Origin of the sequence: Bradyrhizobium ottawaense (assembly GCF_900099825.1) — a bacterium.
In the GTDB taxonomy this organism is placed as follows: Bacteria; Pseudomonadota; Alphaproteobacteria; order Rhizobiales; family Xanthobacteraceae; genus Bradyrhizobium; species Bradyrhizobium ottawaense_A.
In genome coordinates this window covers 7,819,305-7,840,711 of the sequence record NZ_LT629693.1, presented here as the reverse complement: position 1 = coordinate 7,840,711, position 21,407 = coordinate 7,819,305, and the positions used below count along the sequence as shown (strand labels likewise).

21 protein-coding genes are annotated in these 21,407 nt (G+C 62.6%); 15 read left to right on the top strand and 6 right to left on the bottom strand.

Annotated elements, in window-relative coordinates; translation table 11 throughout:
- Nucleotides 1-243: 243 nt before the first annotated feature.
- The 3 genes from BLR13_RS37080 (at nt 244) to BLR13_RS37070 (ending at nt 4,235) form a co-directional block, all read left to right on the top strand.
- A complete protein-coding gene (locus BLR13_RS37080; protein WP_171945017.1) occupies nt 244-2,418 on the top strand; it encodes a BTAD domain-containing putative transcriptional regulator in 2,175 nt (724 codons plus the stop codon).
- A 96-nt stretch (nt 2,419-2,514) separates the two neighbouring features.
- Nucleotides 2,515-3,156: a DsbA family protein gene (locus BLR13_RS37075; protein WP_074829814.1), complete on the top strand. Its 642-nt coding sequence runs from the start codon at nt 2,515-2,517 to the stop codon at nt 3,154-3,156.
- An 86-nt stretch (nt 3,157-3,242) separates the two neighbouring features.
- Nucleotides 3,243-4,235: a Bug family tripartite tricarboxylate transporter substrate binding protein gene (locus BLR13_RS37070; RefSeq protein WP_157793761.1), complete on the top strand. Its 993-nt coding sequence runs from the start codon at nt 3,243-3,245 to the stop codon at nt 4,233-4,235.
- 125 nt (nt 4,236-4,360) lie between these two features.
- Here the strand turns inward: BLR13_RS37070 and BLR13_RS42100 are convergent, their stop codons facing one another.
- Nucleotides 4,361-4,759, bottom strand: a complete 399-nt coding sequence (locus BLR13_RS42100) for a PilZ domain-containing protein (RefSeq protein WP_244525014.1) — start codon at nt 4,757-4,759, stop codon at nt 4,361-4,363.
- A 170-nt stretch (nt 4,760-4,929) separates the two neighbouring features.
- Here BLR13_RS42100 and BLR13_RS37060 point away from each other — a divergent pair, with 170 nt between their 5' ends.
- Genes BLR13_RS37060 through BLR13_RS37050 form a run of 3 tightly spaced genes read left to right on the top strand, consistent with a single transcriptional unit; the run spans nt 4,930 to nt 7,988 of the window.
- A complete protein-coding gene (locus tag BLR13_RS37060; protein ID WP_074829821.1) occupies nt 4,930-6,333 on the top strand; it encodes an MFS transporter in 1,404 nt (467 codons plus the stop codon).
- A 17-nt stretch (nt 6,334-6,350) separates the two neighbouring features.
- Entirely contained in the window at nt 6,351-7,547 is a 1,197-nt protein-coding gene (locus BLR13_RS37055) for an acyl-CoA dehydrogenase family protein (RefSeq protein WP_083387675.1), read from the top strand.
- Nucleotides 7,548-7,586: 39 nt separating this feature from the next.
- Nucleotides 7,587-7,988 (top strand): VOC family protein, encoded by a 402-nt coding sequence (locus BLR13_RS37050; protein WP_074829823.1) that lies wholly within the window; start codon nt 7,587-7,589, stop codon nt 7,986-7,988.
- A 395-nt stretch (nt 7,989-8,383) separates the two neighbouring features.
- Here BLR13_RS37050 and BLR13_RS37045 read toward each other — a convergent pair whose 3' ends face one another.
- Nucleotides 8,384-9,118 carry a Spy/CpxP family protein refolding chaperone gene (locus BLR13_RS37045; protein WP_074829826.1) on the bottom strand — a complete coding sequence of 245 codons (735 nt, stop codon included), beginning with the start codon at nt 9,116-9,118 and terminating at the stop codon, nt 8,384-8,386.
- 468 nt (nt 9,119-9,586) lie between these two features.
- Between BLR13_RS37045 and BLR13_RS37040 the strand changes: the two genes are divergently transcribed.
- The 7 genes from BLR13_RS37040 (at nt 9,587) to BLR13_RS37010 (ending at nt 17,179) form a co-directional block, all read left to right on the top strand.
- Nucleotides 9,587-10,927: an ABC transporter substrate-binding protein gene (locus BLR13_RS37040; RefSeq protein WP_074829828.1), complete on the top strand. Its 1,341-nt coding sequence runs from the start codon at nt 9,587-9,589 to the stop codon at nt 10,925-10,927.
- Between the two features lie 181 nt (nt 10,928-11,108).
- Nucleotides 11,109-12,047 carry a carbohydrate ABC transporter permease gene (locus BLR13_RS37035; protein ID WP_074829831.1) on the top strand — a complete coding sequence of 313 codons (939 nt, stop codon included), beginning with the start codon at nt 11,109-11,111 and terminating at the stop codon, nt 12,045-12,047.
- A complete protein-coding gene (locus BLR13_RS37030; protein ID WP_074829833.1) occupies nt 12,047-12,958 on the top strand; it encodes a carbohydrate ABC transporter permease in 912 nt (303 codons plus the stop codon). Before BLR13_RS37035 ends, BLR13_RS37030 begins: the two co-directional genes overlap by 1 nt.
- A 4-nt stretch (nt 12,959-12,962) precedes the next feature.
- Complete coding sequence (locus BLR13_RS37025) at nt 12,963-14,063, top strand: ABC transporter ATP-binding protein (RefSeq protein ID WP_074829834.1); 1,101 nt, start codon at nt 12,963-12,965, stop codon at nt 14,061-14,063.
- Between the two features lie 31 nt (nt 14,064-14,094).
- Nucleotides 14,095-15,084, top strand: coding sequence for a hydroxyacid dehydrogenase (locus tag BLR13_RS37020; protein WP_074829837.1), 990 nt, complete (start codon nt 14,095-14,097; stop codon nt 15,082-15,084).
- A 69-nt stretch (nt 15,085-15,153) separates the two neighbouring features.
- Nucleotides 15,154-16,578, top strand: a complete 1,425-nt coding sequence (locus tag BLR13_RS37015; RefSeq protein ID WP_074829840.1) for an amidase — start codon at nt 15,154-15,156, stop codon at nt 16,576-16,578.
- 121 nt (nt 16,579-16,699) lie between these two features.
- Nucleotides 16,700-17,179 (top strand): hypothetical protein, encoded by a 480-nt coding sequence (locus tag BLR13_RS37010; protein ID WP_074829843.1) that lies wholly within the window; start codon nt 16,700-16,702, stop codon nt 17,177-17,179.
- Nucleotides 17,180-17,195: 16 nt separating this feature from the next.
- Here BLR13_RS37010 and BLR13_RS37005 read toward each other — a convergent pair whose 3' ends face one another.
- Entirely contained in the window at nt 17,196-17,708 is a 513-nt protein-coding gene (locus BLR13_RS37005; protein WP_074832320.1) for a DUF1993 domain-containing protein, read from the bottom strand.
- 97 nt (nt 17,709-17,805) lie between these two features.
- On the opposite strand from BLR13_RS37005, the gene BLR13_RS37000 reads away from it, so the two are divergent.
- Both BLR13_RS37000 and BLR13_RS36995 read left to right on the top strand, forming a co-directional pair.
- Nucleotides 17,806-18,588, top strand: coding sequence for a transporter substrate-binding domain-containing protein (locus tag BLR13_RS37000; protein WP_171945018.1), 783 nt, complete (start codon nt 17,806-17,808; stop codon nt 18,586-18,588).
- A gap of 186 nt (nt 18,589-18,774) precedes the next feature.
- A complete protein-coding gene (locus BLR13_RS36995) occupies nt 18,775-19,605 on the top strand; it encodes a DUF2147 domain-containing protein (protein ID WP_074829853.1) in 831 nt (276 codons plus the stop codon).
- A 189-nt stretch (nt 19,606-19,794) separates the two neighbouring features.
- Here the strand turns inward: BLR13_RS36995 and BLR13_RS36990 are convergent, their stop codons facing one another.
- Genes BLR13_RS36990 through BLR13_RS36980 form a run of 3 tightly spaced genes read right to left on the bottom strand, consistent with a single transcriptional unit; the run spans nt 19,795 to nt 21,393 of the window.
- Complete coding sequence (locus tag BLR13_RS36990; RefSeq protein WP_074829860.1) at nt 19,795-20,238, bottom strand: hypothetical protein; 444 nt, start codon at nt 20,236-20,238, stop codon at nt 19,795-19,797.
- 30 nt (nt 20,239-20,268) lie between these two features.
- On the bottom strand, nt 20,269-20,673 hold the full coding sequence (locus BLR13_RS36985; RefSeq protein ID WP_074829863.1) for a (R)-mandelonitrile lyase: 405 nt from the start codon (nt 20,671-20,673) through the stop codon (nt 20,269-20,271).
- Between the two features lie 21 nt (nt 20,674-20,694).
- Complete coding sequence (locus BLR13_RS36980; protein WP_074829865.1) at nt 20,695-21,393, bottom strand: ribonuclease activity regulator RraA; 699 nt, start codon at nt 21,391-21,393, stop codon at nt 20,695-20,697.
- Nucleotides 21,394-21,407: the final 14 nt, after the last annotated feature.

Sequence of the window (21,407 nt, the reverse complement as noted above, 5' to 3'; positions counted from 1 at the left end):
GATACACTTCGTAGGATCAGGCCGAACATTTCAGGCGGCTCGCGGAGAGCGGCGAAGCGGCCCAAAAATAATTCATCATTTCGATCCGCAGCTACCTTTGAAGCTCCGAAGTTACCTTTGAAGCTCCGAAGCTAACTTTGATGCTCCGAAGCCACCTTTGATGCAAAGTCACCAATGACATTGCCCGTAATGCGTCTGCGTCTGCTCGGCCGGTTTGGCGTCGCCGCTCCGCACGATGAATCCATGCCCATCCAGCTTCCGACGAAAAAGACCGGGGCTTTGCTGGCCTATCTCGGGATGAGCAGCGACTACGCGGCGAGCCGTGAGGAGCTCGCGGCTTTGCTGTGGGGTGGTTGTTCCGATCAGCAAGCGCGGCAGAGCCTGCGGCAAGCACTGGCTTTGTTGCGCAAGGAACTCCCGTCGAGCGTGTTCATGACCGACACCAAGATCGTGCGGCTGGACGCCCCGTCGTGGTCGATCGATGCCCGGGAATTTGGATCGTTTGCGTGCTCGCAGAGCGCGGAAGACCTCGCGCGTGCGGCGCGGTCGTTCACCGGTGATTTTCTTTCCGGCTTCATTCTCGAGGAAGAAGCGTTCGAAGAGTGGATCAGCGGACAGCGAACACGACTGCAACACGCCGCCGCGCAACTCTGCGAAACCTTCGTGCGGCGCCCGGACCTGGTGATTGACCCGAACCAGGCGTTGGCGGCCACCGACCAGTTGATTGCGCTCGATCCGCTGCGGGAGGATTGGCATCGCCTCGCGATCGCCTTGTACGCCCGCTATCGCGGCAAGAACGAAGCGTTGTCGCGGGCCAGTAATTTTGCAGGTGTGCTTCAGCGTGAACTCGGGGTCGCCCCCGAACGAGAAACCCGGGCGATGCTGGAGACTCTCCGGAGCGCCGATGTCGCGGCTCCGATCCCGGGACCGTCGGAAGGCGTTCAACATGACACCGGCCTGCCGCTTAACGGCGATCGTCCTGATAGCGCTGCAATCGCTCCGGCCATAACACCTGTCGTCGCGCCACGACGGAATTTTCTGACGCGGCGCCCCGACGGGATGACGGTGGCGGCGTTAGCGTTGGCGGGAATTCTGGTGGCCGCGGGAACTTTCGCCTCGGAGCCCTTGCACACCATTTTGGGACTCGGCCCGTCGACCTCGTTTCCATCGCCCACGGCGCTTGGCGCCCCACCTGACCCCTGGCGGTCGCCGGCGGCCGCCCATGAGGCGCAACTGCCGAAGGGCATTATCCCGATCGTGGTATTGCCGTTCGCAAACCCTGGCGGGAGCGACGAGCCCGGTCAGTTGATCGCCGACATGTTCACGGACGATCTGACCAATACGCTGTCGCGCCTTCCCTCGTTCAGGGTCATCTCGCGCCAGACTGCGCGCAGCTACCGGAGTCAGGCCGTCGACGTGGCCAGGCTCGGCACCGAGCTGCAGGTAAGATATGTGCTGGAAGGCCGCGTCCGGCTTCAGGACGACAATCTTCGGGTCAACGTCGAACTGATCAATCCGGCCACCCGCCTGTCGGTGTGGAGCGGCCGTGTCGAACGCCGCGGGGCCGACCGGCAGGGCGTCCGGGACGAAATCGTCAGTCGGTTGGCGCGCGAGCTTCAGTTTGAAGTGCTTCCGATCGAAAGCCAGCAGCTGTCGAATGATTTCGATGCCGATGCGCTCGCCTATCGCGGCTGGGCTGCGCTGTCGCAGGTCAATCTCGAAGGTTACAAGGAGGCGCTCGCACTGTTCAACAAGGCGCTGGAGCGCGATCCGAAAAACCTCTCCGCTCAGCTTGGCATCGGCGCCTATCACGCCCGGATGGGCGCTCAGGTTCTCGATACCGAACCGGGTGGCCATCGCAGCAAGGCGGAAGAAATCCTGCGCCAGGTTCTGGTGCGCGATCCCGAGTCGAGCCAGGCCCATTTCTATCTGGCCCTCGCACTCAATCGGCTGCCGACGTTGCCGGAAGCGCTGGAACATCTGGAACGGGCGATCAAGATCGATCCCAGCGATGCCAGCGCTCACGCACAGATCGGCAACAGCCTGATCCGCTCCGGGAAAGTCTCCGAAGGGCTCGAACACGTCCGCTATGCGATGCTGCTAAGTCCGCGCGACCCGATCATGCCGGTCTGGCTCGAATTCGCGGGCAATGCGGAACTCGAGGTCGGCGATTACCGCGAAGCGATTGCGATGTTCGAGCGCTCGATCACGATCAATCCCAACTATCCGCGAAGCTGGGCGGGACTTGTCGCGGCGTACGCGCTGGCCAACCACCCCGGGGAAGCCCGACGCGTCGCCGCGAAGCTCAGGACGTTTGCGCCGAACCTCGAAAACGAAGACCTGCCCAAGCATTTCGGCCGTAGTGAGAACTCCAAGCTGCACGAAGGCCTGGTGCTGGCCTTCTCGCCGGACCGGTAGACAGCCTCGCTGGTTTTGCCTTCGCACGTCGAAGAAGGTAAACCATTTCTGCTGGGATTGATCGACGCATCGACCCGCCAATGTCGTTCCGGGAGCATGCCGTTGACCGTTCGCCGCCGCACCGTTTTTGCCGTTCTCCTCGCTTTCGCGGCCATGCCCTGCACCGGCTCCGCCAGGGCGCAAAGCGCTATTGCCGCGGCTGTCGCCAGGCCGGTATCGCTGCCCGACATCGTGATCGGGTCGGCCAAAGCGCCGGTGACCATCACCGAATACGCCTCGATGAGCTGCTCGCATTGCGCGGCCTTCGGCGAGAACGTCTTTCCCATGCTCCGGTCCAGATATATCGACACGGGCAAGGTACGTTTCGTGTTCCGCGAATTTCCGCTCGATATCAAGGCCGCGACGGCCTCGATGCTGGCGCGGTGCATCGGCAAGGGTGATTCCGAAAGATATCTTGGTGCAATCGAAACCCTGTTCAAGCTGCAAGAACGCCTGGTGACGCAAACGAAGGAAACGCTGCTGTTCGTCGGCAAGCTGAACGGGATGAGCGAGCAAGACGTCGACGCTTGCGCAAGCGATCAGGCGCAGCTCGACAAGCTCTCCGCTGACCAGCAATACGCCCTGCGAGAGTTGAACGTCGTCTCGACGCCGACCTTCTTCCTGAACGGCGTGAAGCTGCAGGGCGCGATGTCGTTCGAGGAACTCGAGGAGCGGCTCAAGCCGCTGCTGCGGAAATAACCAGGGTCGGCCCGCGCGGTTTCCCCTTGTCCGGCGCGGCGCCCTCGCCGAAGATGGCGCCAACAAACATATTGGGGGAAGTCGCCATGGCCGCGGTCGTACGCGTAGTGCTCGCAGCCATGTGGCTGTTTTCCGGCGTTGCGGCGGCAACGGCCCAGGCCTATCCCAACAAGCCGGTCCGCATTGTGGTCGGGTTTACCGCCGGCGGGCCGACCGATGCCATTGCGCGGATCGTGGCGCAGAAGCTTTCCGACAGTCTCGGTCATCAGTTCGTCGTCGAGAATATCGGCGGCGCCGGCGGTAATACCGCAGCCGGCCAGGTCGCGCACGCCGCCGCCGACGGCTACACCATCATGGCGATCTCGACCGGCTTCGTCGTCAACCCCAGCCTTTACGCCAAGGTGCCGTACGACGCGGTCAAGGACTTTGCACCGGTAACGCTGGTCGCGGTCTCGCCGAATGTCGTGGTGGTCAATCCGTCGGTACCGGCCAAGACGTTGCCTGAGTTGATCCAGCTCATTCGCGACAATCCCGGCAAGTACAGCTTTGCCGGTCCCGGTGTCGGCTCGACGCCGCATCTCGGAGGCGAGTTGTTCCGGCTGGCGTTCAAGCTCGATCTCGTGCATGTGCCGTTTGCCGGCGCCGGGCCGGCGATCCAGGCCACCGTCGGCGGACACACCCCGATCGCGTTCACCGCGCTGCCGCCTGCGCTCCCGGCGGTGCAGGCCGGTCAACTCCGGGCGCTCGGCATTGCTGCATCGGAACGTGCGGCGGGCATGCCTGACGTACCGACCTTTGCCGAACAGGGCATCAAGGATCAGGACGCCGACACATTGACCGGCATCGTAGCACCTGCGGGAACCCCAAAAGAGATCGTCGACCTGCTCTATCGCGAGATCGCGAAGGCCGTTTCCCAGCCCGATGTGAAGGAACGCCTCACCGCGCTCGGCTTCACGCCGTTCGCGAATACGCCGGACGAGTTCGGCGCCCGCATCAGGTTGGAGATGGACAAATGGGGCAAGGTGGTGCGGGACGCCAAGCTGCGGATCGAGTTGCTGGGGGCGCCAGTAGCGCCGTAAGGCAGCGATAAATGGCCTGATTGCCATCGATGCGCGCCGTCGGCCCCGTTTCTACTTTGCATGGGGTTGTTTTCGCGATTTTGCGTCTGGGCCTTGTAGTGTGCCGCACTCGCCTATCTCGCGGCTCACTTCAAATCGATGAAGGTCAGGCCGATCCGGTTTTTCTGGATCCAGGCAACCTGGCACTCATGAACGATCGACGAGTCGTTCGCCATCACCAGGCGGAAACGTTGCGGGACGAAGGCTGGGTTTTCGACGTCGATCGCCGCCCCCTCGAGCGAAACATTCCGCACCACGCAGCGCATCACCGAGCCGCCTGACGACACAAAGGCCGGCTCTTCGGTGTCGGTACGCGGATGTTTTCGTTTCTCTTCCATCCCGTTTGGTCCCGGATGTCGCTCAAGCGAAGACGCTATCGGCAAAACATTAAACAATGGGGCGCGTGCGCTGCAGCAGTCAGCGGCTGACAGCAACACGAGCACTGCCTGCCGGGTGGTTGCACCCGATTCAACTGCCTTGCGCAATCGTTTTTGTGCAGAGCAGTAAGAGATCCCCGTCGTTCGCCTGCAGATGTGCCCCGCGTCAGTGCAGGCTTGCCGATCGCGCCGGTAGCAAGATAGCCTTTCGACACTTGCGGTGCGCAGGCGCGACGCCCGCTGAGATATAAAAATGAACAGGCGCCGTGGGGAACGCCATGTTCGAAATACTAGACCGCCGGACGAGTCTGACCGGCAACCAGATCAAGATCCTTGCTGCCGCCATCATCGGCGACGCGCTCGAATTCTTCGATTATTTCCTGATCGGCTTCGTGCTCGCCTTCCTGATCGGCCCCTGGAAGCTTACGTTTGGCCAATCGGCTACCGTGCTGATGAGTTCCGGCATCGGCGCCATCATCGGCGCCTATGTCTGGGGCTGGCTCGCCGATCGCATCGGCCGCCGCGTGGTGTTCATCGGGACCGTGCTGAATTTCTCGATCGCGACCGGCCTGCTCTATTTCACGCCGGAAAACGGCTGGGTCTATCTCGCGATCATGCGCTTCTTCGTCGGAACCGGCGTCGGCGGCCTGTATTGCGTGGACCTGCCGCTGGTGCAGGAATTCATGCCCTCCTCCAAGCGCGGCTGGGTCGGCGGCCTCGTGACCTGCGTCATCCCGCTCGGTGTCGGCCTCGGCGCGGTCATGGGCGCCCTGATCGGCAGCGGCGAATGGCGATTGCTGTTTGCGATCGGCGTGTTGCCGGCCTTCCTCGTCTTGCTCGTGCGTCTCTGGGTTCCGGAGTCACCGCGATGGCTGTGCCGCCAGGGCCGATACGCGGACGCGCGCAAGTCGCTCGCCTGGGCCCTGCAGATGGAGCCGTCGGCGTTGCCGATGCCGACCGCAGCCGATGCGGGCCCCATCATCAAGTCGAGCTGGTTCGATCTGTTCAAATATCCGCGCAGCCTGCTGGTTTCGTGGCTCGGCAATGCCGGCGCCCAGACCGGCGTCTACGGCATCACGCTCTGGGCGCCGTCGCTGTTCGTATTGCTGTTGAAGGTGACACCGCAGGAAGCCGCCAAGATGATGATCCTGCTCAGCGTCTCCGGCTTCATCGGCCGCCTCTCCTTCTCCTATTTCTCGGAACTGCTGGGGCGGCGCACCGCCGGCGGGCTGCTTGGCCTTGGCGCCGGCATCCTGACCATCGTCGCCGGATACAATTACGATACGACGCTGTTCGGCCTGTCGGCGTTCTGGCTGATCCTGACCGTGGCCTTCTTCTTCGCCGATGGCGGCTTTGCCATCGTCGGGCCCTACGCGGCCGAGGTCTGGCCGTCCCATCTGCGAACCACCGGCATGGGATCGGCCTATGGCTTTGGCGGCATCGGCAAGATCATCGGCCCGGTCGGGCTGGCCCTGATCGTCGGCTCCGACAACTACCTCAAACCCGACGTGCCGCTGACCCAGATTCCGACGGCCTTCATCTATCTCGGTTGCTGGTTCCTGATGGCCGGGATCGTGTATTATTTCATCGGCTTTGAGACCAGGGGCAAGTCGATCGAACAGATCGACAAGGAACTGGCCGATGGGCTCGATCTTTCGACCGCTCAGGTTCGTCAGGCCTAGTCTTGAATACACAAGTCTTGGATACAGCGATCGCAACCAACGCCGACCTCGCGGGCGATCCGACAGTGATCGCCCGTGCCGAAGCCGTGCGTCCCGACGTCGCCGCCGCTTCCAACGCCATCGAGACGACGCGCCGGCTGCCGCCGGCGCTGCTGGACAGACTGCACGAGGCGCAGCTGTTCCGGCTGCTGTTGCCGCGCTCGTCCCCCGGGATCGAAACCGATCCCGTCACCTTCTTCCACGTCATCGAAACCATCGCCAAGGCCGATGCCTCCACGGCCTGGTGCCTGAGCCAGGCCGGCGGTTGCGCGATGTCGGCGGCGTATCTCGATTTGCCGGTGGCGCAGGCCATCTTTGGCGATCCCCGGGCGGTGCTGGCCTGGGGTCCCGGTCCCAAGGTCAAAGCGGTCGAATGCGAGGGCGGCTACCGCGTCACCGGCGTGTGGGCGTTTGCCTCCGGCGGCCGCCACGCCACCTGGCTCGGCGCGCATTGCCCGATCTATGCAGCCGACGGCTCGCCAAGACACGAAGCCAACGGTGCGCCGCTCGAACGCACCATGCTGGTACGCACCGAAGACGTCGAATGGACCGACATCTGGAACACGGTCGGCCTGCGTGGCACCGCCAGCGACCAGTTCGCGTTGAACGACTATTTTGTTCGGTCCGATCACTCGATGACCCGAGAATTCGACCGCGAGTGCCGTGAAAGCGGACCGCTCTACCGCATGGGCGCGGGCACCTGCTACCAGGTCGGCTTTGCCGGCGTTGCCTGCGGCATCGCCCGGAGCGCGCTCGACAGCTTTGTCGAAACGATGCGCAACAAGGTGCCGCGCGGGGCCAAAGGCCTGTTGCGCGACAACGCGGTGGTCCAGTGCAATCTCGCGCAGGCGGAGGTCAATCTCCGCGCCGCGCGCGGCTATGTGTTGCAGTCGATGGCCGATACCTGGAAAGATCTCGCCGCGGGCGCCACCATCACCGTTGCCCAGCGCATCAATATGCGGATGGCCTCGACCAACGCCATTCACAAGGCACGCGAGGCGGTCGATTTCGCCTACAACGCCGCCGGCGCCACCGCAATCTTCGAAGGTCATCCGCTGGAACGCCGCTTCCGGGACATGCACACCGTGACCCAGCAACTTCAGGGCCAGATCAGGCATTTTGAAACCGTCGGCGCCTGGATGCTTGGCGCCGAAGCAGACCTCACCTTCGTTTGAAACCCATCTGCTTCCAATAGACCAATAAGGAGAACAACCATGGGACTTGGCGGACTTCAGCACTACACCATCGAACCCTCCGACCTCGAGCGGACCAAGGATTTCTATTGCGACGTGCTTGGCCTCGAGAACGGCGATCGCCCGCCGCTCGACTTCCCCGGCTACTGGCTCTATTCGGGCGGCACCGCCACGGTGCATCTGATGGGCACGCGCAAGCCGCGCGAGGGCATCGTGGTACGCGGAACCGAGAAGAAATTCGAGGACACCGGCCGGCTCGACCACATCGCCTTCGCGGCTAACGACGTTGACGGCATGCGCAAGCGCCTGCAGTCCAAGGGGGTAAAGTTCCGCGAGAGCATCGTGCCGCGCACCGGCGACACCCAGTTCTTTCTCTACGATCCCGATGGGGTTGGCGTGGAATTGAATTTCCCCAAGCCATAAGTTTCGGGCGGCGACGCCGTAGTCTCGCCCCGTGTTCGACATCAATTCGGCCAGCCCCCGCTGGCCGAATTCGTTTTTGCAATCTTGTCGCGCAGTCGCAGGGGTGATGTGGCCGTGCAACACCCGACCGCAAATGTCCGGGTTCCCGACAAGGCCACTAGTCAGCCATCACTACGGCACGAGTCGGTCAGGGTTTCCACATTATTGCATGACGATTGGAAGGGCCGCGCCGCTGCGGCAGGATAGCCGGGTGCCGCGCCTTCAACCCTACCCCAGGGCATGCGTGCCCGGCTATTCGCCCGGCGCGTGCCCCGAATTAACCGGGGCACAAGGCACCATTGGACGTGCCAGCGGATGCCGGTCGGCCTCGATCAACCAGCTTAAGTCAGCCGGCGTCAGTCCAGCCCGCGCTCGTGGCTCAGGTTGACCATTTCGAGGATGAAGATCGTTTTTTGGTTGTCGTCCAGGCTGGCAAACAGCGGCTCGGCAGCATCGGCCACGTTGCGCTGATCGACGGCACGGTCGTTGAGGAACTGGGCCTCGTTGCGCATCTGTTCGATGATGTCGTCCGGAGGATCGCGCTTGGCGCGCGCGATGCGCAGATTGAGGCGATCGGCACCGTTATGTCCGAGATAGTGCATTGCACTATTGAATCCGGCCCAGTTCTTCTCTTGCTCGGGCGTGAGGTTCAATGATTTCTTGATCCGTTCGATATTGGCGTCGCTGTTGGCGACGATCTGTTCGGCGGTCAGCGTCGGCGCGCCGGTCTGGGTGAGGACGGCTGCCTGCTTCGTGCCCTTCGCGCCTTTGGCCGCCTTCGCGGTTTTCGCAGCCTCGCCCTGCTTGGCGTCCTTTGCCGCAGGCTGTTGGCCCTGCGGCTGCCCACCCTTGGCGCCGCCCGTGAGAACGCCGGTGACGCCAGTCACCACGCCAACAACGCCACCGATTGCGCCGCCCAGCACGCCGCCGACAGGGCCGGCCGCCTTGTTTCCCTCGCGCGCGCCTTTCTCGACTCCTTGAACCACCTGCGCATCCACGCTTGCGGATGCGCCAAGCCCCAGCAGAACCATGGCGCCAAGTGCGACACGTAAGCGCGAGCGCGGGCGCGCAAGCTTTGTAGGACTGGTCATTATTTAGGCTCCATGGTCGATCGCGAGATTTGGCGAGGGGCAACGTTTGGGGAGAGGTGAATCCTGCGGTGCCTAAACTATCGTTTTCGCCCCGAGTCCGTCCACCGTTGCGCTGTGCTGTCCACGACAGGGAAATACCTTCCGCGCGAAGGAGTTACGCACGCAACATATTGACTGTGGCACAATCGCATCCCGTAGCGGCGGGCGTGGAAAACGTAGTGTGCAGCGCAACAGGATCGATCCGATTATTGACGATCCCCTCTGCGTCGAAACGCCACCGGCGACACCGCGAGCCCATACGCAACGTTAGTTCAATGCATACGACCGACGTGTTTTCTCGACAGATGCAAACAATTCTGTTCTGATCTCACTACAAAATATCCGCTGACGCGTCGCTCTCATCCGGCGTGGCAACTGACGGAGAATAAAAAAAGGAAGCAAAATCCGGCTCAACAAAGAGGAAACACCATGTCACGCAAGAAGCTTTCTCGCCGACAATTTGTTGCTGCTACTGCGCTGTCCTCCGCGGCACTGATCACCGCGCCCTATATCCGCGGCGCCCACGCCGCCGGCAAGCTTACGATCGGCTTCTGGGATCACTGGGTGCCCGGCGCTAACAAGGCCTCGACCGATCTGGTCAATGAGTGGGCCGAAAAGGCCAAGGTCGAGGTTACGATCGACTACATCCCGAGCCAGGGCAACAAGAACCTCCTGACCATCGCTGCCGAAGGCCAGGCGAAGTCCGGCCACGATATCATCGCGATGCCGACCTGGTGGGCGCACGCCAATTCAGAACAGCTTGAGCCCGTCAACGACATCATGGGGCCGATCATCGCCGAGAACGGCGAAGTGAACGGCACGGCCAAGTATCTTGGCCAGCTCGACGGCAAGTGGCTCGGCGTTCCCGCCTGCGTTGGCAGCCAGATCAAGGGGCCCTGCTCGCGCATCGACCTGATGAAGAAGTACGCCGGCATCGACGTGCAGGCCATGTACCCGGCCGGTTCGGAACCGAAGGCTGACAATTGGACGCTCGATACGTTCCTGAAAGCGGCCGAGGCCTGCCACAAGGGAGGATTCCCGTTTGGTATCGGTCTCGGCGAGACCACCGACAATGTCGATACCGCGGGCGCGATCTTCCTGTCGTACGGCGCTGCGCTCGTGGACGCCAAGGGCAATCTCACCGTCAAGACCGACGCTGTCCGCCAGGCGCTTGAGTACTACAAGAAACTGATCGCCTTCCTGCCGCCGGATGCCGCGGCCTGGGATGACGCCTCCAACAACAAGTGGCTGGTTTCCGGCAGAGGCGCGCTGATCATGAATCCGCCGAGCGCCTGGGCGGTTGCCAAGCGTGACGCGCCGCAAGTTGCCGAACAGTGCTGGACCCACGGCTTCCCGGCCGGGCCGAAGGGCCGCTTCGCGCCCTACCTGCCCTACTTCTGGAGCATCTGGAACTTCTCCAAGAACAAGGAAGCCGCGAAGAGCCTGCTGGTGCAGCTATCGAAACCGGCTGCGATCGAGAAAATGGTGACGGCGAGCGGCGGCTACGACCTGCCCGCCTACGAGAAGCTGACGACCTTGAAGGTTTGGCAGGAAGAAGGGCCGCCGAAGGGCACGCTCTATCACTATCCGAACCCCTACAAGCATCAGATACTGTCGATCGCGGCGTCGCCGGCTCCGCCGAAGATCGCGCAGCAGATCTACGCGCAGGCGACGCTGACCAAGATGTGCCTGCGTTACCACCAGGGCGAAGCGATGGAAAAGACGCTCGCCTGGGCGGAAGGCGAGTGCGAAGGCTTCATGCGGAGCTAGGATGTGAGATAATCCGCGGCGGCCTGCCGGATGGCGGGCTGCTGCGGCGTATCCGCCGCCAAACCGCCTCGTCGGAAATCGGCTTTCTGATCGCCGGTTCCAGTCTTGCTTCACGATAAGAGCTCGCTTCAAGAGCCGTTACCTTTGGCCGTTGAGAAGAATCGCGCGGGGAAGATCCATCATGGTTGATGTCGCATTTCAGCCGAACAGCGTCGGCACCACGCAGCCGGCGCGCAAGCGTTCGAGTTTGCGAAAGGCGCTCAAGCGCAAATCAACCGCGGCGTTCCTGATGACGCTGCCGCTGATCGTTCTCATCGCGCTCATGGTACTCTATCCGGCGTTCTATTCCATCCATCTGGCGACCATGAACAAGTCGATGCAGCGATTCATCGGCCTCGGCAATTTCGAGTTCCTATTCAAGCGCGATACATTCTGGCTGGTCGTCAAGCAGTCCTGCATCTTCGCGATCTCGGCCGTTATCTTCAAAGCGCTGATCGGCTTTATCGTCGCGCACTTCGTCCACAACATTCCGGCCAAGGGCCAGCGCAAATGGCGCGGCATGCTGCTGGTGCCATGGGTCATTCCGCCGGCGATGAGCACGCTGGCATGGCTGTGGCTGTTCGACCCCTCCTACAGCGCCTTCAACTACACGCTGTCGTTCTTCGGCATCGGACCGATCCCGTGGACCGGGGATGCCGATTGGGCGCGCTTCTCGGTCATCCTGGTCAACGTCTGGTACGGCGCGCCGTTCTTCATGATCATGTATCTGGCTTCGCTGAAGTCGGTGCCGGACCAGCTCTATGAAGCTGCCGCCATCGACGGCGCCAACTGGTGGCAGCGGATCTGGTACATAACGCTGCCGATGATGCGTAACATCATCGCCATCACGACGCTGTTTTCGCTGATCGTGACCTTCGCCAATTTCGACATCGTCCGAATTCTCACCGCCGGCGGCCCGCTCGATCATACCCACATCTTCGCGACGTGGGCTTTCAGGATCGGCATCGAAGGCAGCGACATTCCGCTCGGTGCCAGCGTTTCGCTGTTCATGGTGCCCATTCTGGCGGTCGCAGCGATATTCATCCTGCGTGATGTCAACAAACGCGGGAATGAATCCTGATGAGCACTGTCACGATCGACAAGGCCGCGCCGACCCGTAACGTCAAATATGGCAGTATGAGCCGCGACCGCACCTGGGCGCTGCGATGGTCGTATTTTTTCCTGACCCTGTTTGCGATCTTTTCGCTGGTGCCGCCGATTTACATGCTGATCACCTCGCTCAAGAGCAGCGCGGAAATTTCGGCGGCGACCAATCCGTGGTGGGTCTTTCATCCCACCCTTGAAAACTATGTCGGCCTGCTCACCTCGAACCAGTTTCTGCGATTTTTCCTGAACTCCGCGATGGTCTCGATCTTCGTGGTCACCATCACCATGCTGATCAGCGTGCCGGCGGCGTTCGCGCTGGCGCGGATGCGGTTCTGGGGTTCGGCGACACTCGCGACCGGCGTGTTCCTGACCTATTTGATCCCGGACAGCCTGCTGTTCATTCCCCTGTTCAAGGTGTTTGCGCAGTTCGGCGAATGGACCGGCATCCAGCTGATCAACCGCTGGTACGTGCTGCTGTTCATCTACCCGACGCTGACGGTGCCGTTCTGCACCTGGATCATGATCGGTTATTTCGCGTCGATTCCGAAGGAGCTTGATGAAGCCGCCATCATCGACGGCGCCTCCTGGTTCCAGACCCTGACGCGGATTTTCATTCCCGTCGCCCTGCCCGGCCTGATCGCTGCGACCATCTTCGCCTTCACGGTCTCTTGGGCGCAGTTCCTCTATCCGCTGGTGTTCACCACCTCGACCGATCAGTTGGTGCTGCCGGTCGGCATCATCACCACGCTGATCAAGGGCGACGTGTTCAACTGGGGGCAGATCATGACCGGCGCCCTGCTCGGCGCGGCCCCTCCGCTGATCATCTACGCTTTCCTGATGGACTACTACATCGCCGGCCTGACCGCCGGTGCCACAAAGGGTTGAACTCATGGCTGACGTGACGTTGCGTAAGGTTATCAAGCGCTACGACGACGTCGAGGCGGTGCGCGGCATCGATCTCGACATCGCCGACCATGAGTTCGTCGTGCTGGTGGGGCCGTCCGGCTGCGGAAAGTCGACCACGCTGCGGATGATCGCGGGCCTGGAAGACATTTCCGGCGGAGACATCATGATCGGCGGCGACGTCGTCAACGACGTGCCGCCAAAGGACCGCGATATCGCGATGGTGTTCCAGAACTACGCGCTCTATCCGCATATGACGGTCGCGGAAAACATGTCGTTCGGACTCCGGCTGAAGCGCTATCCGAAGGCCGAGATCAAGAGCCGGATCGACGAGGCGGCGCGCATGCTCGACATCGTCGAACTGGTTGATCGCAAGCCGAAGCAGTTGTCGGGCGGCCAGCGCCAGCGCGTCGCCATGGGCCGCGCCATCGTGCGTAACCCGAAGGTGTTTCTGTTCGACGAGCCGCTGTCCAACCTCGACGCCAAGCTGCGCGTCCAGATGCGGATCGAGATCAAGAAGGTGCACCAGAAAGTCCGCACCACCACGGTCTACGTGACCCACGACCAGGTCGAGGCGATGACGCTTGCCGACCGCGTGGTGGTGATGAACCACGGTCGCATCGAACAGATCGGGACCCCGAACGAGCTCTACCACAAGCCGGCAACGAAATTCGTCGCGAGCTTCATTGGCTCGCCGGCGATGAATTTTATTCCCTGCCGGCTGGAGGATGTCGGCGGCAAGCTCAATGTCCGCATCACCGACCGTATCTCGTTTCCGCTGCCGGCCGTGCGTGCCGCGCGATACAACGGCGTCCCGCGTACCGATAAATTGCTGCTGGGCCTGCGGCCCGAGCATATTACCGAGGCCAAGGCCCACCCGGAGCCGGGCATCGAAGCCTTCGACGCCGTGCTCGACGTCACCGAGCCGATGGGCATGGAGACCCTGATCTATTTCACGCTGGAGGGCGCGCAGGTCTGCGGCCGGGTCAATCCCAATGCCGGCGCGCAGGATGGCGGCCCGCTCCGATTGGCAGTGGACCTCAACAATATGCACCTGCTAAACGAGGTGACCGGCGCCGTCCTATGACGGCGTAAAAAACAGCGACCAAGGGCAGGAAATGGCTACCAACAAGAAGAAAATCTTCGTCACGGAATCGATGTCGAACCAGGGCCGCGCGCTGCTCCACGCACGGGACGATATCGAACTCGTTGAATTTCCCAACATGATCTCCGCCAGGGACTTCGAAGCCAAGCTGAAGGAGCACGCGCCGGTTCACGGCGTTGCCCTCGGCGGTACGCGCTTTGGCGAGACCGAGCTTGACGCGTCCAAGGACATGCTGGTGGTGACGCGGATCGGTGTCGGCTTCGATGCCGTCGACGTCCCCGCGCTGAGCCGCCGCAAGGTCCCGCTGATGGTGGCGGGTACGGCGAATTCCCCGTCAGTCGCCGAACAGGCGCTGTTCATGATGCTGACACTCGCCAAGCGCGCGGTGGAAATGCATGCGATCGTCCGGGACGACAAGTGGCCGAGCCGGCTCGGGATGCTGCCTTACGACCTGTTCGGCAAGACGGTGCTGATCGTCGGCTTCGGCCGTATCGGCACCCGGACCGCCAAGCGCTGCCAGGCGATGGAAATGAACGTCCTGATTTTCGATCCCTACAAGCCTGCTGCCGACATCAAGGCCGCCGGTTGCGAGCCGGTTTCCGACCTCGATGCGGCGCTGCCGCGCGCCGATTTCGTCAGCATCCATTGCCCGAAGAACCCCGAGACCGTCGGCATGTTCAATGCTGCGCGGCTGAAGCTGATGAAGCCCACTGCCTATCTGATCAATACCGCCCGCGGCGGCATCGTCGACGAGGTGGCGCTGCACGACGCGCTGGTGTCCGGCAGGCTTGCCGGTGCCGGTCTCGATGTGTTCGAGCAGGAACCGCCCCCGGCCGGTCACAAGCTGTTCGCCCTTCCCAATGTCATCATGGCGCCGCACGTCGCCGGCGTGACGCGGGAAGCCGTGGACCGCATGAGCGAACAGACCGCGCGCAATATCCTGAGCGTGCTGGACGGCGACCCCCTGCGCCAGAACGTGATCAACCAGGACGTTCTCGGCTGAGAAGCCGGCATCAATGATCCAGGGCTGACGGGCCGATCGTCGATCGGCCCGGTCAATGAGGTGACGGATATGGCCTTCAAGGAATACGGCAATTACGACGCGGTCGGTCTGGCCGAACTGGTGCGGAAGAAGCAGGTCACTCCCCGTGAACTGCTCGGCGAGGCGATTGCCCGCACGGCAAAGGTCGACCCGCAAATCAACGCTGTTGTCGTCAAGCATTACGACTATGCCGAGCGCCAGATCGATCGCGGTCTTCCGGACGGTCCCTTCACCGGCGTGCCGTTTCTCCTGAAGGATCTCGATCTTCTGGCCGGGACCCGTACAACATCGGGGGCTACGATCCTGAAGGATTTCGTCGCCGACCACACCGGTACGCTGGCGCAGCGTTTCCTCGATACCGGTGTCTCGATTTTCGGAAAGAGCTCCAGCCCCGAATTCGGCCTGATGCCGACCACGGAATCCCGCCTTCATGGGCCGACCCGCAATCCCTGGAATCTCGCGCACTCTTCCGGCGGATCATCCGGAGGTGCCGCGGCCGCAGTTGCCGCCCGCATTCTTCCGGTCGCCCATGCCAGCGATGGCGGCGGTTCGATCCGGATCCCTGCGTCGGCCTCCGGCGTGTTCGGCCTGAAACCGACCCGGGCGCGCAATCCGCTTGGTCCCGATCGCGGCGAAGGCTGGGGCGGGTTTTCCTGCGGCCATGTCGTCAGCATCAGCGTGCGCGACAGCGCCGTTATGATGGACGCCATCCACGGACCCGAACCGTCGAGCCCCTATGTGGCGCCGACCCCGGAGCGGCCTTTTTCGCAGGAGGTCGGCCGCGACCCCGGCAAGCTTCGGATCGCCTTCACCGATCGATCGCCCTATGGCGACGCCATCGATCCCGAAATCGCCACGGCGGTGCGTGAAATCGCCGGCCTGCTGGCCGGGCTCGGCCATCACGTCGAGGAACGGACACCTGAACTGGCTGCCGATCCGGCCGCCGTCATGGCAACGATCGTGGGCGGCAACACCGCGCTGACGGTGCGGCTGATCGAGCAGAGGATCGGCCGCGAGATGACCGACAAGGACCTCGAGGTGCTGACGCTGGCGAGCTCCCACAACGCGAAAAACACGAGCGCAACCGACTACGTCGCCGCTCAGCTCGCGGCCTTCCAGATTTCGCGCGCGCTGGCGACCTTCTTCGAGACCTGCGACCTGTTCCTGTGCCCCACACTGTGCTCGCCGCCGCTGCGGATCGGCGAACTCGACACGATGTCGAACGACTTGTCGCATATCGCGCCGATCCTGCGCCGCTACATGCCCGCGACCGCGATGTTCAACATGTCCGGCCAACCGGCCATGTCGGTGCCGCTGGCATGGAACAAGGCCGGCTTGCCGCTCGGCATGATGTTTTCAGCCAAACTCGGCGACGAAGGAACCTTATTCCGTGCCGCGGGCCAGCTCGAGCAGACAAGGCCCTGGAGGAGCAAATTACCACCGGTATCTGCTTAACGTCCGGCGCGAAAACGCTAGGCACGGACAAAACTCAGCCTTATTCGGAAGCGAGGACAACAATCCGGGCGGCAACGGGGACACCGATTCCGCAGACGGAGTTCGATCCGGAGGCTGAATCGTGAGTCAAGGCGACCCGACCGACAATGCGCTGGCGGCGATTGCCAGCATTCTCGATCAGCCGGAAACCCGTCGCGAGCCGGAACGGCCGGTCGTCGAGGAAAGACCAGCTTCCCCTCCTCCACTGCCTATCGAGGCGCAAGCCCCTGTCGAGGCACAAGCCTCTGTCCAGCCCCATGCGCCTGTCGACGCCCATGCGCCAATCGAGGCTCATGGCTACTCCAGGGTTGGACCTGGCCCGATGGCTGCGATCCGCTTCAGGTGGACCGTTCGCCTCGATGGCGGCGAATACTATGTGGATGAGACCATCGGCGAGAATTCGTCTCCCATCGTCAACGGCCCGATGAGCCGGGATGCCGCCGTTCAGATGGTTCTTGACCGCGAGGCCGACGCCCGTCGCCGCTTCGAGCAACTGAAGAGCGAGATGACCGGACGCGGCGCCGCCGCCAACCTGGTGCGCAAGGACAGCGGCGAGGCATAGTCCGCCGGACTTGCCTCTATCGCGGCGGCCCGAGAAAATCCTTTTTGGCGAGTTCGACGCCGGCGTGACGCAGGATGTCGTAGGCCGTCGTGATGTGAAAGTAGAACTGCGGAACGCTGAACGTCAGCAGCAGTGACTGTCCGGTGAATGTTCGCGTTGCCCCGCTTTTGAAGGTGAAAACGACCTCTTTGTCCCCGGCGGCATCGATCGCCGCGCGCGGCAAACCCTGCACGAAATTGATCGCCGCCGATATCCGCGACTTGAGCTCGGGGATGTCAGGCTCGGCATCCCCGAATGTGTGAGGGGTGCGGCCGGCAAGCAACGCGGCGGCAACGACCGCATGGCGATTGGCCTCGCCCACCTGCTGCTTCAGGCTGTACATGTTGGGATAGAGCCGCATGTTGAGCAGCACCGCGTGATCGATGTTGCGGGCCTTGGCATGAACAGCGGCATGGTCGAGAAGCACGGACAGATTGCCGAGATAGGGTACGAAGACGCCGACGGAGGCGTCGTAAAGCGAGATGGTCACGATTTCGGTTTCTCCGGCTGGCACCGCACGGGCATCTGGTCTAAATCCGGCGCCATCGCACCAAGGTGCAATAGAATTCGCCCGGGGAGAAGACGTGATGTTTCGGATGTTGGCTGGCCTCGTCATGGCTGTCATGTGGATTTTTTCGGCGTCAGCACAGCAACCGGCCGCCTCCTCGCGTCTCGATGACATCATCAAGCGCGGCACGCTGCGCGTCGGCATGACCGGCGACTATCTGCCGTTCACCTATTTCGACAAGGCGACCGCCAAGTTCCGCGGTTTCGACGTCGACATGGCCGAGGCGCTCGGCAAGGCGCTCGGCGTCAAGGTCGAATTCGTGCAGACCGCATGGCCGCAGATGATGAAGGATTTCGAAGCCGACAATTTCGACGTCGCGATGGGCGGCGTCTCGATCACACTCGACCGCCAGAAAAAGGGAATGTTCTCCACGCCGATCATGCGCGAAGGCAAGACCCCGATCGCCCGCTGCGCCGACAAGGGCAAATTTGAAACCATCGCCGATATCGACAAGGCCGGTACGCGCGTGATCGTCAATCCCGGCGGTACCAACGAGCGCTTTGCCAAGGCCAATATCAGGAACGCCGAGATCAAAACCTGGAACGACAACGTCAGCATCTTCGATGAAATTGCCAACGGCAATGCCGACCTGATGATGACGGACGCTGCCGAGACAAGGTACCAGCAGAAGCAGCATGCCGGCGTGCTCTGCGCGGTGCATCCGGAAAAGCCGTTCGACTTCGCCGAGAAGGCCTACTGGCTGCAACGCGATGTCGCGCTGAAGGCGTTTGTCGATCAATGGCTGCATATCGCTACCGAGGACGGCAGCTACCGGAAAATCTACGCCGCCTGGTTCGATTGATCCGCAAACAGATTGGTTTTCGCGCAAAATTGACCGTTCATAGGGCGCAAACTAGACTGGCCGGAGCATCTTTGAACCAAAGCCGCTAGTATACGACTCATAGTTTGAAAGTGATCTGGATCACGTTGAGTGAAGCTGCCGACGCGCTAGCTTCGGGGATTGGAATTCCCTGTTCAGGAGGTCGTGATGAAGAAGCTTCTGGCTATCGCCGCCCTGTTGCTCGCGAGCACCGCGGCGCAGGCGCAGTACACCTTCGAATATGGCGGCCGCACCATTCGTGTCGATCCCGATCGCGGGACCGTCTCGATTCCTGGCGTCTATGACAATAGCGGCCGCAAGGCCAGGCGTTCGCGCAACGAGGACACCGACCGTTCGCGCAACAAGACACCCCAACAGGCCAAGACCAATCCGCAGCAGTCCACCCCCGACGCTGCGGCGCCGGCTCCGTCCGATCAGGCTGCGACGCCCGCAGCTACGGCTCCGGTTTCCACGCCCCCTGCCACGCCGACAGCGCCTGCTGCGGCAACGACGGCTGAACCATCGACTTCAACGGCAGCCGCCACGCCCGCAGATACCGCAACGACACCTCCGCCCGCGCCGCCTGCCCCGCCGGTTCAGCAAGAAGCGGCTCCGGTCGCCAAGCCTGCCGCTGCGCCCGCACCGGTCGTCGCCGCCGCACCGCCCACCGCGCCCGCCCCGGCAACGGTTCAGGCTGCGAACTCACCGCTCGGCCTGTGGTTGACGGAAGAGAAGGAAGGCAAGGTCAGGATCGAGCAGTGCGGCGCCAATCTCTGCGGCTATTCGGTCGACAAGAAATCGAACCAGAACGGCGAGCAGGTTCTGATCAACATGAAGCCCGCCAAGGACGCCAAATGGAGCGGCCGCATTCTCGATCCGAACACCGGCAGCACCTATGATTCGACGATTGCGCTGAAAGGCTCCGACAGCCTGCGCGTCCAGGGTTGCGCCTTCGGCGGCGTGTTCTGCGGCGGCCAGACCTGGACCCGCGTCAACTGACAAATTCGGCACGGCGCACTCAACAAGAGCCTCGCTTAATCGGGGGGGCTTTTTGTTTGAGAACCTTGTCGGCTCTCGCTTCCGAATGCCATCGGCTTCGCGCACGGCATTGCCGACGTGAGGTCAGTCACAATCTCCATATGAGCTGCAACTGCGCAGCGGATCTAGGACGCGACCACCGCGCGCTGTTCACATCGCTGCCAACAGCAGCACGAGTGACAAGCTGGCGACCGCGCTCCAAATGGCGATGTTGAATCCATTGCCAGGGAATGCAGCCCGGAGTTTTGCGAAGCGCGCCACTGTCGCGGCTGATGTCACCAGCAGCGGCAGCAATACCGGTCCGATCACCGCCCATTTGATATGGCGCGAGCACATGTCGATGGCGACAAAGGTTGTCACGCCGGCGAGCGGTACCAGGAAGGCGCTGACCACAACGATCCAGCGCGGGATTTCCCCCATGATGGCGGCGGCGCCGACCAGCAATGCCAGCACCATCCAGAGCGCCACGGTGAGCAAGAAGCTCGCCAACGCCTCGCCCATCGCCGCATCGCCACCGCCTGCCGAAAACGAGACGGTGGTGAGCATCGCGACGTAAAGCACCGACGCGAGCACCATCAGAACGATGGTGCCCACTGGTAGCGGATGGTCTGCCTGTGACAGGCGCTAGCCGATCTTGACCGAATATTCCTCGTCCGTGACCTTTTCCATCCAGGTCGCGGTATTGCCGTCGAGCGCTTCCTGCATCGCGAGGTGGGTCATGCCGTTGGTCGGCGATGCGCCGTGCCAGTGTTTTTCACCCGGCGGAATCCAGACTACGTCGCCGGGGCGGATTTCCCGGATCGGTTCGCCCTTGGTTTGAATTCGGCCGAGCCCTGCCAGCACATACAACGTCTGGCCGAGCGGATGCGTATGCCATGCGGTGCGCGCGCCGGGCTGGAAGGAAACGGAATTGACGACCAGTCGTGCCGGGGACGAGGTCGCGATGATCGGGTCCTGCAGCACGGTGCCGGTGAAATATTCGGGCGGTGCGGTGCGCGTTGGCCGTGAGCCGGCGGGATGGAAATCCATGGGGTCACCTCTTTGTTGATGTTATTTCTTGCTGGCGGCGTAGCGCGCCTTGGTCTCGGCGTTCATCGGATAAAGGCCCGGCAGCGCCGCGCCGTTATTCACCTCGTTGACGATCCAGGCCTCCATTCGCTCCTGCTCCGGCCCCTCGGCCAGCACATGGTCGAGCAGTGCCTGCGGGATCAGCACGGCGCCGTCCTGGTCCGCGACCACGATGTCGTTGGGAAATACCGCGACCCCGCCGCAGCCGATCGGCTCGCCCCAGCCGACGAAGGTCAGCCCGGCGACCGACGGCGGCGCGGCAAAACCGTCGCACCAGACCGGCAGGTTCGTGCCGAGCACGCCTTCGACGTCGCGCACCACGCCATCGGTGATCAGCGCCGCCACGCCGCGCTTGACCATGCGGGCGCAGAGAATGTCGCCGAAAATGCCGGCATCGGTGACGCCCATGGCATCGGTGACACAGATGCAGCCTTTCGGCATCGCTTCAATCGCGGTGCGGGTGGAGATCGGCGAAGACCACGATTCGGGTGTCGCCAGATCTTCGCGCGCGGGTACGAAGCGCAGCGTAAAGGCCGGTCCAACCAGCCGAGGCAACCCGGGTCGCAGCGGCTTGGCGCCGCGCATCCAGACGTTCCGCAGGCCCTTCTTGAGCAGAACGGTGGTGATGGTGCCGGTGGAGACACGGGACAGGGTTGCGACGGCTTCAGGGGTCAGGGACATCTGGAATGCAGGCT

Excerpts from the sequence above, each read along its gene's own strand:
- BLR13_RS37080 (WP_171945017.1), top strand. The coding sequence starts at position 244 with ATGCCCATCCAGCTTCCGACGAAAAAGACCGGGGCTTTGCTGGCCTAT.
- BLR13_RS37075 (WP_074829814.1), top strand. The coding sequence starts at position 2,515 with ATGCCGTTGACCGTTCGCCGCCGCACCGTTTTTGCCGTTCTCCTCGCT.
- BLR13_RS37070 (WP_157793761.1), top strand. The coding sequence starts at position 3,243 with ATGGCCGCGGTCGTACGCGTAGTGCTCGCAGCCATGTGGCTGTTTTCC.
- BLR13_RS37060 (WP_074829821.1), top strand. The coding sequence starts at position 4,930 with ATGTTCGAAATACTAGACCGCCGGACGAGTCTGACCGGCAACCAGATC.
- BLR13_RS37050 (WP_074829823.1), top strand. The coding sequence starts at position 7,587 with ATGGGACTTGGCGGACTTCAGCACTACACCATCGAACCCTCCGACCTC.
- BLR13_RS37045 (WP_074829826.1), bottom strand. The coding sequence starts at position 9,118 with ATGACCAGTCCTACAAAGCTTGCGCGCCCGCGCTCGCGCTTACGTGTC.
- BLR13_RS37040 (WP_074829828.1), top strand. The coding sequence starts at position 9,587 with ATGTCACGCAAGAAGCTTTCTCGCCGACAATTTGTTGCTGCTACTGCG.
- BLR13_RS37035 (WP_074829831.1), top strand. The coding sequence starts at position 11,109 with ATGGTTGATGTCGCATTTCAGCCGAACAGCGTCGGCACCACGCAGCCG.
- BLR13_RS37030 (WP_074829833.1), top strand. The coding sequence starts at position 12,047 with ATGAGCACTGTCACGATCGACAAGGCCGCGCCGACCCGTAACGTCAAA.
- BLR13_RS37025 (WP_074829834.1), top strand. The coding sequence starts at position 12,963 with ATGGCTGACGTGACGTTGCGTAAGGTTATCAAGCGCTACGACGACGTC.
- BLR13_RS37020 (WP_074829837.1), top strand. The coding sequence starts at position 14,095 with ATGGCTACCAACAAGAAGAAAATCTTCGTCACGGAATCGATGTCGAAC.
- BLR13_RS37015 (WP_074829840.1), top strand. The coding sequence starts at position 15,154 with ATGGCCTTCAAGGAATACGGCAATTACGACGCGGTCGGTCTGGCCGAA.
- BLR13_RS37000 (WP_171945018.1), top strand. The coding sequence starts at position 17,806 with ATGTTTCGGATGTTGGCTGGCCTCGTCATGGCTGTCATGTGGATTTTT.
- BLR13_RS36995 (WP_074829853.1), top strand. The coding sequence starts at position 18,775 with ATGAAGAAGCTTCTGGCTATCGCCGCCCTGTTGCTCGCGAGCACCGCG.
- BLR13_RS36985 (WP_074829863.1), bottom strand. The coding sequence starts at position 20,673 with ATGGATTTCCATCCCGCCGGCTCACGGCCAACGCGCACCGCACCGCCC.
- BLR13_RS36980 (WP_074829865.1), bottom strand. The coding sequence starts at position 21,393 with ATGTCCCTGACCCCTGAAGCCGTCGCAACCCTGTCCCGTGTCTCCACC.